The organism is Micrococcaceae bacterium Sec5.1 (assembly GCA_039636795.1).
Lineage (GTDB): Bacteria > Actinomycetota > Actinomycetes > Actinomycetales > Micrococcaceae > Arthrobacter.
In genome coordinates this window covers 2,442,150-2,459,128 of sequence record CP143430.1, presented here as the reverse complement: position 1 = coordinate 2,459,128, position 16,979 = coordinate 2,442,150, and the positions used below count along the sequence as shown (strand labels likewise).

Below are 16,979 nucleotides of genomic sequence, written 5' to 3'. Positions count from 1 at the left end.
AACGGTTCAAGGAAGGTGATCGGGCGTGGAAGTCATCCACCCCCGCTGCGCGGGAATCGATGTGTCGAAGAAGGACGCGAAGGTCTGCCTTAGGGTTCAGGGTTCCGCGAGCAATGCCACGAGAACCACGGTCACGACGTGGGCTGCGGTGACGTTCCGGATTCTGGAGTTGCGCGATTATCTGCTGAATGAGCGCGTGAGCGTGGTGGTGATGGAAGCCACCAGCGATTACTGGCGCCCGTTCTATTACCTGCTTGAAGACGACGGGCTGGAGGTGATTCTGGTCAACGCCCGTAATGCCCGCAACATGCCAGGGCGCGAAACGGATGTTTCGGACGCGGCATGGTTGGCGGATCTGAGAGCCGACGGGCTCGTGAGGGCATCATTTGTGCCGCCGCCGGTGCGTGAACTGCGGGACCTGACCCGTGCGCGGACCATCATCACCCGCGAACGGACCCGCGAGATTCAACGCTTGGAGAAACTCCTTGAGGATGCCTGCATCAAGCTTTCGTCGGTGGCTTCGAACATCAACTGCGTTTCGGGACGATTGATGCTCCAAGCCCTTATCGATGGTCAGGACGATCCGACCGTGCTGGCGCAGCTGGCCGAACGGAAGCTGCGCCACAAGATCCCGAAACTTACCGAAGCGCTCAATGGCCGGTTCAGGGACCACCACCGCTACATGGCAGCCCTCTATCTGCGCAGGATCGACGCGCGCACCTCCGATATCGAGGACCTCAGCGCCAGGATCGAGGCGGCGATGGAAGCCTTTTGCAACGCCCGGGAACTCCTGATCAGCATCCCGGGATTCAACAAAAGCGTCGCCGAGGTCTTCATTGCCGAAACCGGCGCGGACATGACCGTGTTCCCCACCGCCGAACAACTGGCCTCCTGGGCCGGGACCTCCCCTGGCGCCAACGAATCCGCCGGCCGCGTCAAATCCACCAAAACCAGACCAGGCAACAAATATCTCAAAGGCGCCCTGGGCATGGCAGCCTTCGCCGCAGTGCGCTCACACAACACATACTTCTCCGCCCAGTACCGGCGCATCCTCGCCCGACGCGGACCCATGAAAGCCCTCGTCGCCGTCGGACACTCCATGCTCACCGCCGCCTGGCACATGCTCACCACCGGCGAACTCTACAAAGACCCCGGAGCGGACTACTTCACCCGGCACAGCCCAGGCAGGGCAAAGGCCCGCGCGCTACAGCAACTCGAGTCCCTCGGCTACCAGGTCACCATCGAGCCCCTCCACCAAACCACCTAGCGACCTTCCGCCCCACCGAAATTACATGTCAAAGCGCAGGAAGTATTCCAGCAAGGTGGTGCGAAGCTTCTTGTTCGACCGGGTGCGGTTGCAGATCAGATTGGTCGGGCGGTCGGGCGGCGGGAAGCCGCAGGTCCACGCTGATCTGATCGGCACCGGGGAGGGCTGCCGATCGAACGCATCCGTGCCTCCGGCGCTCAGATCAGTGGCCCAACAGACCTCACGACCGGCGGATATCTCCGCGTTTATAGGTATGGACGAGCACTTCTGCGACCCAGCCAGCCCTTGGCAACGCGGTTCAAATGAAACACCAGGTCCCCTTCGATCAGCTCCAATTCCGGTTGGACCTGTCGATAACAGTGCCAGCACGTCCTTTCCCAACGACAGAGGGACAGGATGGTTCCTTGGCGAAAGTATTGGCCCGTCAATGACTCGATCGCTGATTGAGAATTACTACATTGAGCTATGGTGAAGGATTTGCGGGCGGCCATTTCCGCGCCTTGGTCCCAGGTCAGGGAGCCGGGTATGGCACAAGTCTCCCTGCCGATTGGGCGGCTTACTGGGAATGGCCGCCCGCCGCCCAAGTCTAGTCTGTGGGACTGCGCTGACCACAGACAACGCGACGCGATCTACAGCGTTCATCGCGATGTCCCATTTCGGGTACAGAGAAGACAGAAACCCAAATTGCTGCAGCGCTGACGGCTACTGAGGCGCCATGCGGAGTGCTCCGTCCATGCGCACCGTTTCGCCGTTGATGTAGTCGTGCTCGGCGAGCATCATGACGAGTTGCGCAAACTCGTCAGGTCGCGCGAGCCGCCCGGGGAACGGAACTCCCGCGGCCAGCCGCGCCCTGTACTCGTCAGCCACGGTAGCCAGCATCGGAGTGTCTACTATTCCGGGGGCTATCGTGTTCACCCGGATTCCCGATCGTGCAAGGTCTCGAGCCGCCACGATCGTCATCGCGGCCACTCCGCCCTTGGATGCTGAGTATGCGATCTGTCCGATTTGACCTTCGAACGCCGCAACGGACGCGGTGTTGACGATGAGGCCACGCTGGCCATTTTCATCCGCAGACTTTTCGCACATTTTCTCGGCCGCGAGGCGCATCACATTGAACGTGCCAACGAGGTTGATATTGATTGTTCGCTGAAATGTCGCCAGATCGTGGGTGCCTTTGGATGACAGGATCCGACGAGCCGGCCCGATCCCCGCGCAATTGACAGCAAGGCGCAGAACGCCATTTCCGACTGCATCGAGCGCCGCTCTCACCTCATCCTCGTTTGTTACATCCGCGGCTACGTATGTCAGTCCATTCTTGCTGGAAGCCTGTTCGATAGAGGAAGGCAGATCGATGCCCACCACGGCGGCGCCTCTCGCGATGAGGGCATCGACAGTTGCCGCACCCAGTCCGGATGCAGCTCCCGTCACCAGCACTGTTGTGTCTTTCAGTTCCACGATTCTCCTTCGACTTTTATTATCAATCACATCTGTTCGGCATCTGCGACAGACTCCCGTGCGCAGTTCATGTCAAGCTAGGGGAGGTGTCCGATTCCTGTTCGCGGAATAGCGAAATCATCTCTGCTGCGCCGGCGCGGAAATCGAACTGGGGTATCACGCCCAGATCGCGTTGGGCCGCACCGCCGTCGATGAGCGCCGTATCCCAATCTCCGGAAGTGGATTCGTGAGAGATATCCGCACCAGGAACCAAATCTTGAAGTGTGTGAATCACATCATGCCAGGTGATCGTCTCCACTACGGGGGCGTTGTAGAGCGACAGCGGTGTGGAGGGGCCGACCAAAGCCGCCACAAAGGCACGGGCCATGTCAGCGTTGTAGATCAGCTGGATCCGAGTCGACAAATTTTTGGTCTGCTTCAATACCGCGGGGCGGCCGAGTGCCACATCACGGATCATTGAGTTGAAGCCCCCCATGCCACCTGTGTAGCGGCCCATCCCGTATGCGAGAACAGGTCGGATACCTACTACATCCAGGCCGAAGAGATCCTTATAGGCGTCAGCGGTGACTTCAACGGTTCTCTTGCTGGCGCCGTAGAGACGCATCGGTGACGTGGGTGAATTCTCAGTTGCCAGCGAGTCTCCATACATCCCCTGCGGCCCCAGGACGGAGACTGTACTGGCGTAGCAAACACGCTCCATGTTGAGGGCCACAGCTGTATCCAAAACATTTCCCGAACCAAGGATATTCACATGGATTGTACGCATCGGATTCGCATTGGACTCAACCGCTAGGTACGCGGCCAGATGCAGCACTCGAGTGACATTCTCGCGTCGAGCGAGTTTCATCATGAAGGACAGATCAGTAATGTCACCCTCCACTACCAAAACGCCGTCGATGACATCCGCAATATTCGCCGTGTTGACTTTGAAGTCCAGCACGACCACCCGATGGCCTAGTCCTACAAGCTGTCGTACGACTTCCGCACCAATCTGCCCTGTGCCACCCGTAACGAGAATACTGTCCGTCACCTGAAGACTCCCTTGTTGTATGCGGGAAATGCTGCTCTGTAGCACCCCTTCAATCCTGCGCTTCCAGTTCAACCTCTTAGTCCAGCCGGCCAGGCCGTTTGCCCCGCCCATAAACGGTCGCCTCGCCTGGGGTCGGCTCGATATTGTGCCCATACGCCGATGGATTGAGTGAGCCTCCATGCCGAAGACCAGACGCAACCCTTTCTTGAATACGATGACGATGAGCAAACGGGCCATCCAGGCAGAGCGCGGGCGCGCTCATCCAACTCGATTCAGTTTCAATTCAGCGTGCCCACGCTGCTGTGGACTAGGTGCGACTATTTGACCTTCATGGCGAAACGGTTGTCGATGGCCTTATCGTACGGGACAGATATTGGGCCGCCCTTGAGTATCTCGGATATCTTGACCAAGGCATCCCATTGGGCCTCAGACGTAACGTAGTCATCCGAAAAGCCGTGCACTACGTCAGCCATTGTCTGGTCGTAGATCCCTTGATCCATGTCCGGGCCGAGCAGCTTCTTGAGGCGCGCGGCATCCTCCGCCGATAGCCCGGCACGGAGCGACTTCTGTGTCTCCCGGTATCCGTCCAGGAAGGATTGCAGTGCCTCAGGACTTTTTCCGACGACCGACTCGGAGGTGAGGAGACTGGCATTCGAAACTTTCAAAAGCGTCTCGTTACCCGACATCTTTGACAAGTCCCAGAGGACACCGGATTTTTGGCTCGCAATCGCAGCGGCCGAGCCTCCCAGTGCAGTCACCACCCCATCCACTCTTTTGTTGGCAACTGCAGCGATCTGCGCCGCGTTGTCCGGCATGGGCTGGAGTTTGATGTTGTCCTTTTCAGGATTGATCCCAGATTCAGATAACAAGTACCGGAACGTGCCCGTGACCGAAGAACCGGCGGAGTATGTGCCAAGAGTCATGCCGCTGAGTGCGTGGAGGAGATCGCTCATTTTCGACGACTCTGAAAGTCCTTGACCGCGCAGCTTCTGGTCTGTTTCGTTCGTGAATACCAGCTGGATACGGTAGGGGGTCGCGGATGTCGCAATCGCCACCAAAGGCCGCCCTGCGTCGCGAGCACTGGCTACGAGCGTTGCGTTACTGACACCAATTTCAGCATTGCCGTTGATGATTAGGTTGGCTACATCTGGGCCGAAGGCGGGTGGAGTCATCTCAACGTCGACTCCGTGCTTTTTAAAGATACCGCTCTCGATCCCCCACACAACTTCCGCATATGCTGGAACCTTTCCCGCCGTGGCAACACGGATCTTCGGCAGCGCGCCCCCTCCTGCCGACTTGTCACCTGCCGAGTGGGCGTTATCAGGTCCACACGCGGACAACGTCACGCCCAACACGAGGGTGATGGACGCCGCTAGAACTCGCGCCGTGCTGCCCCTCAGAATGTGTCTGATCATGCTTCTTCTCCTTGATCAACGGCGCCACGTGCAACGAGCACGCGTCACCAATCTTGTTCCAGTCTGGGACTAGGGACCATGGCTCGGGGTCCCACATATGAATACGTAGTCAATGACGAGAGTGGTGCCTGCCGGTTGGGCAACGACACGCAGCCGCCGTGTTACATCGACTTGCACCGCTCGCTCAGCCAATATTTTATTACCAACCGTCCGAAGCCGGCTTACAGCGAAATACTGACCTTTGTGATCGCCTGGACCTGATTTCTCCAAAGGGGGACGAGCGATGGATGAGGTGGATACCATCTCATCCACTGGTGATCCAGGTCTAAATCTGTCGGTTCTCGGGGGCTCTCAGAGGGGCTATATGCGACACCAAAGGCTCAGCACATCAACCGTAGTATCACTGGTCGCAGTGGTCACCGTTGACGGTTGATATTACTGGGCTTCCATCGCAGAAGTCGCCTCTCGAGCAGACTAACGAGGCCCATGACAGCTATTCCCATGGCGGACATCACGGCGATGCTGGCGAAGACACCGGCGGTGTCAAACTGGGTCGCCGAAGTGATCAACAGGAAGCCCATACCGCTATTGGACGAGAGCATTTCCGATGTCACGGCTGCCACAAGTGCATAAGGTGCGGAAATGCGCAGCCCCTCAATGATTAAACTTGTAGCCGAAGGCAGGACCGCTTTGTGGATAATACTAAACCGGCCAGCTTTCATCAGCTTCATCCGTTCAATGAGCTGAGGGTCTACATCCTTCACCCCGGCGAAAGTTGAGTAGAAGATCAGAAAGAAGATAACACTCGCGACGAGAGCTAGTTTGGAGCCATCACCGATTCCGAACCAGAGAATGAACAACGGAATCAGCGCCATTCTCGGTGTGGCAAACAGTGCGGAAAGGAATGGGGACAGGACGGCCGCAAGGTATCGATTCAAGCCCAACACGATTCCAGCCACGAACCCAATACCGCCGCCGATGGCAAACCCGATCAGAGTGACGTTAAACGTGACTAGGATATTGCTCCAGAGAAGGCCTGTCTCTGCAAACCGTTCGAGCGCCGCCCAGATCGCAGATGGGCTGCTGACAGTGAACTCATCGAGAAATTTGCCCGGCTCGCCCGGCCGCCCTGAGCCTAGTTCCCACGAGATCAATATCATGGCAAGCAGGATCGCTTGGGACCCGAAGATTAACCACCAGCGACGGCTCGGACCTTTGGGACCGCGTCGCTGGCCGACCCTGTCGTGTTTTGGCTCCGATGGGCTTTGATGACCTTTTTGAACGATCGAAGTCATTGACTTACTCCACTTACGTTGATCTGTGTCTCCAGCAAATTCCAGAGACGCTTCCAAATGTCGACGAACTCTCGGGTGGATCGGAGCTCCATCAAGTCGCGTGGCCGTTCAAAATTAACGGATTCCACATGCAAAATAGTTCCGGGGGCTGCGCTAAACACGACCACGCGATCCGCCATGAGTATTGCCTCTTCAAGATCATGCGTAACGAATAGGATCGTCTTTTGTTCGCGTTGCCACATTTCAAGAAGATCCGCCTGGAGCTGAGTGCGAAGAAGCGCATCCAACGCTCCGAAAGGCTCATCCATCAGAAGGGTATGAGGTCCGTATACCCAGGTTTGAGCGAGCATGGCCCGCTGCCGCATCCCGCCGGACAACTGAGACGGATAGTGCTTGGCGAACTTTTCCAGCCCAACCCGCCGTAGCATCTGCGAGACACGTTGCTTGCGTTCATCCTTTGGAATCTTATGCAACTCCAATGGAAGACCAACGTTCCTCTCCACAGTGCGCCATGGCAACAGCGAGTCCTTCTGGGTCACATATCCCACGTCGGTGTTGGTGCGCTGAACCGGTTTGCCCGAGTATGAGACCGTCCCCTCGCTCGGGTCCAATAACCCGGCAGCCATATTCAACAATGTGCTCTTGCCACAACCGCTCGGGCCGATGATCGACACGAACTCACCGGGGCGTACCTGCAAATCTATGTCCCTGACTGCGACGAACGAACCCGAACGTCCATTGAACGTGCGCGCCACCTTCGAGTACTCAACCTGAAATTTCTGGTCAAGTGCAGACGTACCGTGTACATCGGCCGCTGATGTGGTCGGTGGAGTAATGGACTCGAGCATCATTCGCGCTCACTTTCATAATGATCCGTGCGTCATTGAGGGTTCTTATATAAAGAGGCGATCATCACGTTCACTCAGGAGCTGGCACGCGTGGGATTCTGTGATGACAAACACTAAAATTACCGGCTTTTGAATACGATGTCAATGAGGTGCGAACATCGCGCGGAATCGGTTTCCACCATCCATCGGATCCTGGCTGCGATCAGACAAATAGCCGACCGGGCGCTCAGCCACGCACCCGACAGCACGAAACCGGAACTGGTCGCCACGGCACCGAGGACGGATCCATACCTGGGACATCACCGAGCTGCCCGGCCCTGTCAAGGACACCTATTGCGATTGCTGCCTGATGATCGATATCTACGCCGTACATGGTCGGCACGACCTCCCACGCCCATGAGTCAGCGCAGCCGGCCGAGGAATGATGAAGGAAATCTTCGACGTCGCATGGCATCCGCACATTGTCCATACCGACCGCGGGACGTCGACAGCGTCCAAGACCGTCGCCGCGCTGCTGACGGATATGTAAATCACCCGCTCGCACTCAAGGCCCTGTGCCAGCACGAAAACCCGTACAGTTCGGGGCGTGGTTCAAGACGCTCACATACGCCCGCTTTCCCGGAGCCGTTCAGCTCCAATGGCGACGACCGCGAATTCATAGCCGGCTTTGTGGACTGGTACACCCACGAGCATCGCCATGCCGCCATGTGCCTGCACACCGCCACAGATGTGCATTACGGCCTCCCTTCAGGCAAGGCCGCTGAAGGACGGAAACGCTGACGGCTGCGCGGGTGCAGACCGAACGCTTCGGCAAAACGACGGACCCCAAAAGGCCTCGCGCTGCACGAAACCGCTTCGATCAACCAGCGTGCCGAAAACCAGAGACGGAACAGGCAGCCCGACACACGCTGACCTCAAATTCCTTGACAAATGCCGGCCTGAAGAGGAGCGCAGCAAGGCCATTCCCGTGGCATAACTTGAATACGTACGCCATTCGACACCCACGCGTACTAGGTTGGACTGGTTTCGACGCTAGAATCTGTGTTGTGACCCTTACAACTGGAAAAGACATCTTAACGAGCAGAGACATCGCGCGGCTGAGCGGCGTGTCCCAAAGTACAGTGTCGCGCGTCCTGAGCGGGCACCCCAACGTCTCGGCGAAAACCCGCTCGGCGGTTACGGAGGTCCTCAATCAGACTGGCTTTGTGCCTAACGCCTCCGCTCGAGCAATGCGTACCCAACGCTCAAGGTCGATCGGTGTCGTCGTGGCTACGCCTGTCAACTTGTACTCGCTGGAAGTGATGGGACAGGTGCACGAACACGTGACCCGTCACGGGCTCCGTTTGAGTGTATGGCTGGCCAACGCTGATGGTAGCGCGCCGGATGCTTTGCAGGCGCTTCGCGAGCGGTCCGTCGACGGCCTAATCTATACCACAGCAGTCGATAACATGCCGGAGCTTGAGGCCGATATAAATACAGGCGCACCGATCGTGCTCATGGGCCGCACGATCCGCGGCGTGGCAACAGACACCGTGGCCGGAGCGAACGTCCAAGGTGGCGGCCGGGTAGCTGACTACCTGATCCAGAATGGTCGTCGTAATATCGCATGGGTAGGGGGCCGCGCGTTCAGCCCAGGGCGTGAAATCGAACAAGGTTTCCGGAAGCGTCTAGCGAGCCTCGGGTACCCTATGGACGAAAGTCGCGTCGTCTACGGAGACCTTTTCTACGGTTCCGGCCAGGCGGCACTCGAACAGCTATGGAATAGCAAGAGCAAACCTGACACGATCTTCTGCGTCAACGATCTCGTCGCCTACGGGGTTCTCGACGCCGCTCGCAAGTCAAACATTCGTGTTCCCGAGGAGCTCTGGGTGATCGGGTACAACGACATCCCGATCTCGGACTGGGCTGCGTACGACCTAACCACGGTATATCAGCCGATTACAGACATGGCCCGGATAAGCGTTGAGCTACTCCTGCAGCGGATCGACGGAACGCAAGGGCCTTCGCCTCAGCGGCGACGGCTCGAGGGAAAGCTCATCGTTCGAGGCTCCACTGCCCACGCGCCAGCCGAGTCCTAGTTGAGATGAGTCGTGCGCGAGCAGAAGACCTCGGAGAGCGGCTCGAGCTGTGGAACACCACGACGACTGACCTAGGAAGTCAGAACGCTGTCGTCCACCGGTCCAGTCAACTACTCGATCAAAACGCAGCGGCAGCTTTCTCTCGAAGTCTTGGCGAATGCGCGCGTTCGCAACCTCGCTCGAAGCATCGATCGGGAATGCGGGCGCGTCCGGACTACTCGGGACTGAGAGTGAGGCATTTCAAGACTGAGTGACGCATTCCCCCCGGTGACCGTCGTCTGGGCCGAGACGACGGTCGCGTGGATCAAAACGTATTGGAGACGCAATGCAGCTAAACCATCCAGTCCTTAGGCCGTACGGGGGTTGGGCCGTTCAAGATCACGCAATTCACGCGCGGCACTGAAGCCCGTTTATTCTATGAGCCAAAGGGCTGTTTCCCCTTCTACTTCCTAGTTTCCGGCAACCGGGATAGCAACGCGATCCGGATGATCCCAGGGAGTTGCTGTGGAGGCAAACGAGCCAGTCGAGATGGCGTTCCGAGCCTTCGTTACAGGCCGGCCGAACTTGGTACTGACCCAGAGGTTGTCCATTGCCAGCGCCGAGGCCAAATCCTCCTGCTGCTTCCCCTTGCATTCCAGCGAGAGGCATCGAGTAACCTTCGTGATTTGCGTTATGGGACGCTGCAGAAAATACGTCGGTACTGCCGAACAAGCGTCGGTCCCGGCGCATCTGCTCGGCCCGAGGGTGTTCGTCCGCTGACACGGCACCTCGCCCGATGGACAGGTCATCACCGTCTACCAAGGCGCGGCCGGTCCTGTCGAGGTCACAGGCCACTGCCGGGGCTGGCCCGACGGCCAGACGATCATCGATCAGCACTTTGGTGGGGCCAGGACTTGGACCCGGGCGACTACGCCGTGAAGGCACGCAGCGCCGTAGAGGCCGACTTCCTTGCCGTCGGCGAGGGCGCCAGAACCTGGTGATCGAGGCCGCGCCGGCAGGAACGGGATGGATGAACTTGAAAAGGGCCAAGGCCGTGACCCCGTCCAAGATCGCCGGCACCACCTCCCTTGGGCGAAGCCGCGGGCGGGGCCCGGTCCATGCTCGCCATCCGCCGCAAGGCGGCCGGCTTCCCGACGGGGAAAACCTTCGACGCCTGGGACCGCCATGAGCGGCGCGCACCAACGATGTCGTCACCAAGGCCACCGCCAGTATCCTCCGCGCCGAACTCGTCCGAACCTACACCCAACCGGCTTCGACGAATTCATGCCCAACACCCTGGCCACGGCCACCGTGTACCGGCTACAGCACCAAGCCCAAGTCTGCCAGACCAGCGGCGACTCCATCCGACTCTCCCCGGCCCGAGCCGGGAAAGGAGGCACCGACTGAACTAACCAAACCCCGCGGTGGCCAACCCCGCCGAAACCCTCAGCGGGCAGATCTGTTGGCCATCACCGGGCAGTTCTACTGGCCACCAAGGGCAGATTGACTGGCAGCCCGTGGGTAGAAGCTAATGCCCATTGACATCAGCTTCGCTCGCTGCCGCCAAGGGCGTCAGACGAAGGTCCGAGGGACGAACAACATTGAGCGCGAATGTCGTGAACGCGTCCTCGACTTCTGAGCGCTCCAATCGACCTCCGTCACGGAACCACCGAGCGATTGAGAACAACGAATCGCAAATGAACTGTTGCGCCATTCTTGCGTCGGCTTCGTAGAACACTCCGCTTCTCGTGCCGACCTGAATTACCGCTGTCCAGCGGTTGCGGAAGTCCTCTTCCAGTCCCTTCAGCCGCTTCGACGCCCCGAGAGTGAGACTTGCTCGTTCACTCTGAAACATGATGGCAGCGGCACCGTAGTCACGGAGGGTGTCCAACGACACTCTGACCAGTGCCTCGAGTTGCGCCTCGGGACGCTGTGCCGCATCGACCCGCTCGTCGAAGCGTTTCAGCAGAACCTCAAGAAACCCGACCAACAACCGCTCTATGACCTGCTCACGAGTCTCGGCCCAGGCACGTGCCTCGAATGCGTTCAGGCCCAGCAATGCGGCCACCTCTTCGGCGAGTTTCGCCGAAGAGTCATCCGCTGCGGTTGCACCCTCACCATTCCCTGGCGAAGGGTCCGGCAGATGCACCTGTCCAAAGCGGCCACGCAGGAACGTCATTGGCAACTCGTCGGACTCAACGTTGAGGTCAATTACTCTGCCGACCACGATCTCGTGATCGCCCGAGTCGAAGACCTGCTCGATCTTGCAGTCGACCCATGCGGTCACGCCGCTCAAAATGGGGGATCCGGTTGGGGCTGGCCTCCAGTCGGCGCCCTCGAACTTTTTCCCGTCGCGGGCGGAGAACTGACGACTCAGTTCTCCTTGGCTGGCACCCAACACGTTCACGCAAAACGAACCCGATGATTGGATCTTTGGCCAGCTGGTTGATGACTTGGCGGGCATGAACGACACCAAGGGCGGGTCGAGGCTCAGAGAGTTGAAGGTGCCCACAACCATGCCCACAGGCCCACTACCGGCCACGTCGGCGGTAATGATGGATACCCCGGTGGGATAGTGACCGAGGACGTTCCTAAAGAGATCTCCGGCGATTGCCGGCGCTTCGTTTCCCATAAGATACCTTTCGTCGTGAAGCGATTCGAATCACGCTTCGGAGGACTAACTAGTTGGCGATAACTGGCTAGATACTTGCGCCCTCACGAACGCACCGATCTCGTCCAGTGCCTGCTGCCCCTGGGGCAGGAACGATGAGAACAGGGGCCAAACGTGGACCATGTCGGCATACTCTTTGTAGTCGACATTCACGCCTTCTCGGTGGAGCTTGTCGGCTAGGTTCCGCGAATCATCGCGCAGTACCTCGGCACCGCCCACCAGCAAGAGGGTCGGGGGCATCCAGCTGAGATCGGACGACATGGGGAATGCCGCTGGAGCTTGCTCGGGACTTTGGCCGTTCAGATACAAGGCAGCATTCCGGCGGGTTCCTGCTTGCCTGCAAATGGGATCGATGCTCGCGAGCTCTTCGAAGCTGGGATTGGTGACCGTCAGGTCGATGAGAGGCGACACCATGGCCACACAGGCGGGCAGGGACGCGCCGACGCCGTGCATTTCGAGGAGGGAGCTGAGTACTAGTCCGCCACCCGCAGAGTCTCCGACCGCAAAGCAGGACTGCGGGCCGACCTCATCGAGCGCAGCTGCAAGTACCCGGCGCGTATCGTCAACACCCGCTGGGAAAGGGTGCTCAGGGGCGAGCCGGTACTCGGCAACAAATATTCGCGCGCCGGTCGCCGCGGACACCTCCGCGGCGAATGCGCAGTACCCCTTCGCCGAACCCATGACATATCCGCCCCCATGTATCAGAACACCGGTCCGGGCTCTTGAAGTACCTTCAGCTTGGACCCAGTACCCGTCTACACCGCCATACGTCGCGGCGGCGATAGAGGCGTTGTGCCGCACGGGTAGCTGAGCGAGTACGAGCTCGAATCCTTCGCGTTGTTGCTCCAGAGTCACGCTCTCGGCAGGTATCGCTTCACGGAACATCGTCACTACGCGATCGATCAGAACGGCAGTGTTGGCTTTGTCGTCCTCAGCAGCCTTCTGCACCTGGTGCAGCTTTGGAGCACTCGAGTACCAGTACACAGGTTCGGCGATGACGACGGGCTTATTAACGGTATCGGTCTCGACGACCACTTTCAGCGTCACTCGCACGCCCTCGCCTTTGACGGTCGCGTCGAGCATCGTCACGCTGAGTCGCAGCTTCGAGTCGACCGGAATCGGGCTCGTGATGCGCACTCGTTCGCTGCCGTAGATCAGCGATAGCGTGACACCCTCCACCTTGTAAATCTTGTCCATCAAGCGCGGGATCATCGACAAGACCAGGTCGGCGTGCACGAGCGTTCCGCCGAACTTGCTATTTTTCGCTCTGACGGGATCAGTGTGTATCCAGTCGTCGCTGCCGGTCAAGGCAGCAAACTCGTTAATCATGGCCTGCGTTATGACGGGCCCATCGGCACTTCCGAGGTCATTACCGACCTGCGATGCGAACTCATCAATGCTGGCGAACACTCGAGGGCTCATACGCTCTCCTTGCTCGGCGCGTAAATGACATTTCGCTCCTGGAGCGCCTGAGCTTCTTCAGGAGCGAACCCGATTTCGTCCAGAAGTTCTAGCGTGTCTTCCCCGAGCCGCGGCGGGCGGTACGAGGCGACCCGCTCCCAGGTGCTGGAGCGGTACGGTGTAGACGGCAACCAATGCGGCTCGGTCATGTCGTTATCAACCCAGGCGAAATCTCCGTAACCGCGCAGTTCAGCGTCACCGACGATTTCCAGGTGGGAGCGCACAGGCCCGGCAATGATGCCCGCTTCACCGAGCAGCTTCGCCCACTCCGCCCGCCCCTTCTGGGCAAAGATCGGTGCGAGAACCCCCTTGAGTTCTTTCTTATTGGCGATTCGATCGGCATTGGTGACGAAACGAGGGTCGTCATGGATCTCGGGAATCTCCAGCAGGTCACACAGCTTCCTCCACTGATCCGGATAGTAAGCGACTACCTGCAAATATCCGTCTGCGACGCGGAACATATCCGTCGGAGCACCCAGAGCGCCAGCCGTGTTGCCGCCACGTTCAACCTCTTCGCCAAAGCGGGAGGCGATGGCGAACGCAGAGCTCTGCACATAGGTCGACACCTCGAAGAGTGACAGACGAAGGTGAGCACCCACGCCGGTAGAGGTGCGCTGGAGTAGAGCAGCGAGGATAGCTTGGCCAAGGGCAAGTCCTGTGGCCGCATCAACGACCTGGACGCCGACCTTATAGGGCTCGCCATCCTCCGGGCCGGTTATGGCCATCAGGCCGGACTGTGCCTGCAAAACCGCGTCAGTGCCTGGCAAGTTCCTTCCAGCACCGTCCGGGTTATACCCGGACAACGACGTGTAGACAATGCGGGGGTTCATTGCCTTTACTGCCTCATAGCTGAAGCCGAGCCGATCCATGACCCCGGGTCGGAAGTTCTGCAGGAGAACGTCACTCGTCGCGATAAGCCTTTTGATGATCTCGCGACCCTCGGGGGTTCTGATGTCTACCGCAAGTGCCCGCTTGCCGCGGTTGTACGCGGCGAAGATAGCGGGAATCCCCACTTCCGGTCCCACATTGCGCCCCAATTCACCCTCTGGGCGTTCGATCTTGATCACCTCGGCCCCAAGGTCTGCGAGCATCACACCCGCCGAGGGACCCGCGATTAGCTGCGTGAAGTCCAGCACGCGGTGTCCATGGAGTGGACCTTGAATCATTTCGTTAGGCATTTCTCTGGAGTACCTTTCATCGACCTTGAAAAGACGGCATGTCGTTCTTCTGGATGAACGCGTTACGGGCGATCTCGTGATCCCTCGTTGACCACGCGTCACGCTGACTTTCTGCCTCGAGCTGAAGCGCGTCATGGATGCTCGACGAAAAGCTGTCGTCGAGCATGCGCTTGGTGAGCCCGAGCGCAACAGTGGGACCAGCGGCAAGTTGCTTGGCAAGTTCCATTGCACGTCCGAGGACGGCGTCCGGTGCGCAAAGCTCTGTGACGAGTCCCCACTGGCTGGCTTCCTCGGCAGTCAATCGTCCCTTGATGAAGGCAAGTTCCTTGGCCCTCGCTGCGCCCACGAGGCGCGGCAGCGTGTAGGACACGCCGAAATCCGGCACAAGTCCAATACGGCTGAATGCCAAGACGAAATCCGCCTGCCTCGAAACCACGCGAAAATCGCAAGCAAGAGCTAGGCCGACGCCAGCTCCGGCTGCCACGGCGTTGACCGCTGCAATCGTCGGCTTCGCGAGCCGCAACAGAGGCAGGACGATGGTTTCGTGCAGTTGGCGCATCGCCTTGTCCGCCGCTCCGGGAGACTGCAGTTCATGCATTGCCTTGACATCGCCTCCGGCGCAAAACGCCTTCCCGGTTCCTGTGATGACTACGCAACGAACCTCGGGCTTGGAAGCCTCGATGAGAGCTTCGCTTAGTGCGTGCTTCATCTCAGTCGTCAGAGCATTGCGGTTACTGTCCCGCACCATCTCGATCAGAAGCACAGAATCCTGTAGCGATAGTCGAACCTGCTCGTCCGTCCGGACTGCTGTGGCGCTTGTCGACATGTGGTGTTCCTCTCCATTGAGCGCGGTTGTGGGTGCACCGGAATAGGTGCTGTTCCGCCGGGCGGTCCGACCGTCCCCACGGGTGGCCGGGGGTCGGCCTGCTGCGGTTTAGCTGCGGAGGCCGGCTTGGATCATGAGGGGCAGGATGTCGTCTTCCATCTGCTGGAGTCCCTCGTCGTAGTCGACCCAGGAGATGGCCACTCCGTCGAGTCCGGCGTTGGTCAGCTCCAGCAGGGATGCGACCACCTGCTCAGGGGTACCAACAATCGTCATGGCGCCACGGCCGGCAGCGAGTCGCTCGATTGTCTTGGCGTGCTCTTCCGGATCAACGTCGAAACTGTCCGAATTGGCGCTAACCCCCGCAAGCAACTTCTCGATCGCGGCAACATCAGCGTTGTCCCGGTGCACCCAGCGGAAGTACTGCTGAGCTTCCTGCTCGGTCGGCCGACACACGATGTGCACCCGCCCGAAGACACGCACCTGGCGACCGTGGGAGCTCAACGCTTGCTGCTTGATCTCGGCGATTTGACGCTGCGCGGTCGCCATGTCCTGCAGGGACGCGAAGATGAGATCACTATGGGTGGCAGCGAACTCACGGCCGGGGCCGCTGGTGCCCGCATTCATAATCACCGGGTAGGGGTCCTGCAACGGGTGCGGGTCCGAGAACGCGTCAACAGCCTTGATGTACTCACCATCGAAATCCACCGGGGAGTCCCCGGTCCACAGGCGTTTGAGCAGAGTCGTCCACTCATCAGCGTAGGCGTACCGGGCCTGGTGCTCCCGCTGGGTAAGGCCGAACATTGCGAACTCCTCCGGGAACCACCCCGCCACAACGTTGATCCCGAACCGGCCCCCCGACACATGATCGGCAGTCACTGCCATCTTGGCCGCCATCATGGGGTGGATCACGGGAACCTGAACCGTGGCAAACGCCTGGATCCGCTCCGTTCGCGCCAACAACGCAGTGGCCCATGTGAACGGCTCAAAAGAGCGGTCCGACAAATTGAACTGCCCACCAAACCCGCGCCACCGCTGCACCGGGATCACCGCGTCAAACCCGATCCGGTCAGCATGCTGCGCCAACCGAAGGCTCTCCTCCCAACTGCCCAGGACCTTGCCCTCTACATTGGCAAGCGTCACACTCCCGCGCATATTGGTAGCGAACGTGGCCAACTTCAACCGATTCTCATCATTCAAAACCGGCGTTGACCACTTGTCCACGCGAACATCAACCGCTTCCGAAGGCACGTTCAACATCTCTTCCGTCCTTGCTGACAAGACTCCACCTCGACTTAACCCAATCGTGCGTGGCTCCCAAAAAACCAGACAACCACCCGCCCAACAAACTTATGAATACGATACCATGAGGCTGGATGCGATACCACGATCTTCTACAACTAGCTCAGTTCGGCTCGTTCCCTACGGGGATCCTCTCCTCGGGGCACGGGCTTTAATGCCAGGTCAAGCCTGTTGGAC

General features: G+C 59.2%; 13 protein-coding genes. 3 read left to right on the top strand and 10 right to left on the bottom strand.

The features are described from left to right. Positions 1-25 precede the first annotated feature (25 nt). Positions 26-1,267 (top strand): IS110 family transposase, encoded by a 1,242-nt coding sequence (locus VUN82_11290; protein ID XAS74366.1) that lies wholly within the window; start codon positions 26-28, stop codon positions 1,265-1,267. 702 nt (positions 1,268-1,969) lie between these two features. Here the strand turns inward: VUN82_11290 and VUN82_11285 are convergent. From VUN82_11285 to VUN82_11265, 5 genes are all read right to left on the bottom strand, one after another. Further along, the gene (locus VUN82_11285; GenBank protein ID XAS74365.1) at positions 1,970-2,722 is read right to left on the bottom strand and encodes an SDR family NAD(P)-dependent oxidoreductase; all 753 of its coding nucleotides are present in this window, start codon (positions 2,720-2,722) and stop codon (positions 1,970-1,972) included. Positions 2,723-2,789: 67 nt separating this feature from the next. Continuing rightward, positions 2,790-3,980: an NAD-dependent epimerase/dehydratase family protein gene (locus VUN82_11280; GenBank protein ID XAS74364.1), complete on the bottom strand. Its 1,191-nt coding sequence runs from the start codon at positions 3,978-3,980 to the stop codon at positions 2,790-2,792. Positions 3,981-4,069: 89 nt separating this feature from the next. After that, positions 4,070-5,167 (bottom strand): ABC transporter substrate-binding protein, encoded by a 1,098-nt coding sequence (locus tag VUN82_11275; protein ID XAS74363.1) that lies wholly within the window; start codon positions 5,165-5,167, stop codon positions 4,070-4,072. A 416-nt stretch (positions 5,168-5,583) separates the two neighbouring features. After that, positions 5,584-6,462: an ABC transporter permease gene (locus VUN82_11270; protein XAS74362.1), complete on the bottom strand. Its 879-nt coding sequence runs from the start codon at positions 6,460-6,462 to the stop codon at positions 5,584-5,586. Further along, a complete protein-coding gene (locus tag VUN82_11265) occupies positions 6,459-7,313 on the bottom strand; it encodes an ABC transporter ATP-binding protein (GenBank protein ID XAS74361.1) in 855 nt (284 codons plus the stop codon). Before VUN82_11265 ends, VUN82_11270 begins: the two co-directional genes overlap by 4 nt. A 444-nt stretch (positions 7,314-7,757) precedes the next feature. Between VUN82_11265 and VUN82_11260 the strand changes: the two genes are divergently transcribed. Together VUN82_11260 and VUN82_11255 are read left to right on the top strand one after the other, a co-directional pair. Further along, a complete protein-coding gene (locus VUN82_11260; GenBank protein XAS74360.1) occupies positions 7,758-8,090 on the top strand; it encodes a hypothetical protein in 333 nt (110 codons plus the stop codon). A gap of 266 nt (positions 8,091-8,356) precedes the next feature. Continuing rightward, entirely contained in the window at positions 8,357-9,388 is a 1,032-nt protein-coding gene (locus tag VUN82_11255) for a LacI family DNA-binding transcriptional regulator (GenBank protein ID XAS74359.1), read from the top strand. Positions 9,389-10,895: 1,507 nt separating this feature from the next. On the opposite strand, the gene VUN82_11250 is transcribed toward VUN82_11255, so the two are convergent. The 5 genes from VUN82_11250 to VUN82_11230 form a co-directional block, all read right to left on the bottom strand. Continuing rightward, positions 10,896-11,999 carry a flavin reductase gene (locus VUN82_11250; GenBank protein XAS74358.1) on the bottom strand — a complete coding sequence of 368 codons (1,104 nt, stop codon included), beginning with the start codon at positions 11,997-11,999 and terminating at the stop codon, positions 10,896-10,898. A gap of 45 nt (positions 12,000-12,044) precedes the next feature. Further along, on the bottom strand, positions 12,045-13,460 hold the full coding sequence (locus VUN82_11245; protein ID XAS74357.1) for an alpha/beta hydrolase fold domain-containing protein: 1,416 nt from the start codon (positions 13,458-13,460) through the stop codon (positions 12,045-12,047). Further along, complete coding sequence (locus VUN82_11240) at positions 13,457-14,677, bottom strand: CoA transferase (GenBank protein ID XAS74356.1); 1,221 nt, start codon at positions 14,675-14,677, stop codon at positions 13,457-13,459. The genes VUN82_11245 and VUN82_11240 overlap by 4 nt, the downstream gene beginning before the upstream one ends. Positions 14,678-14,693: 16 nt before the next feature. Further along, entirely contained in the window at positions 14,694-15,503 is an 810-nt protein-coding gene (locus VUN82_11235) for an enoyl-CoA hydratase-related protein (GenBank protein XAS74355.1), read from the bottom strand. A 108-nt stretch (positions 15,504-15,611) separates the two neighbouring features. Then, a complete protein-coding gene (locus VUN82_11230) occupies positions 15,612-16,760 on the bottom strand; it encodes an LLM class flavin-dependent oxidoreductase (GenBank protein ID XAS74354.1) in 1,149 nt (382 codons plus the stop codon). Positions 16,761-16,979 lie beyond the last annotated feature (219 nt).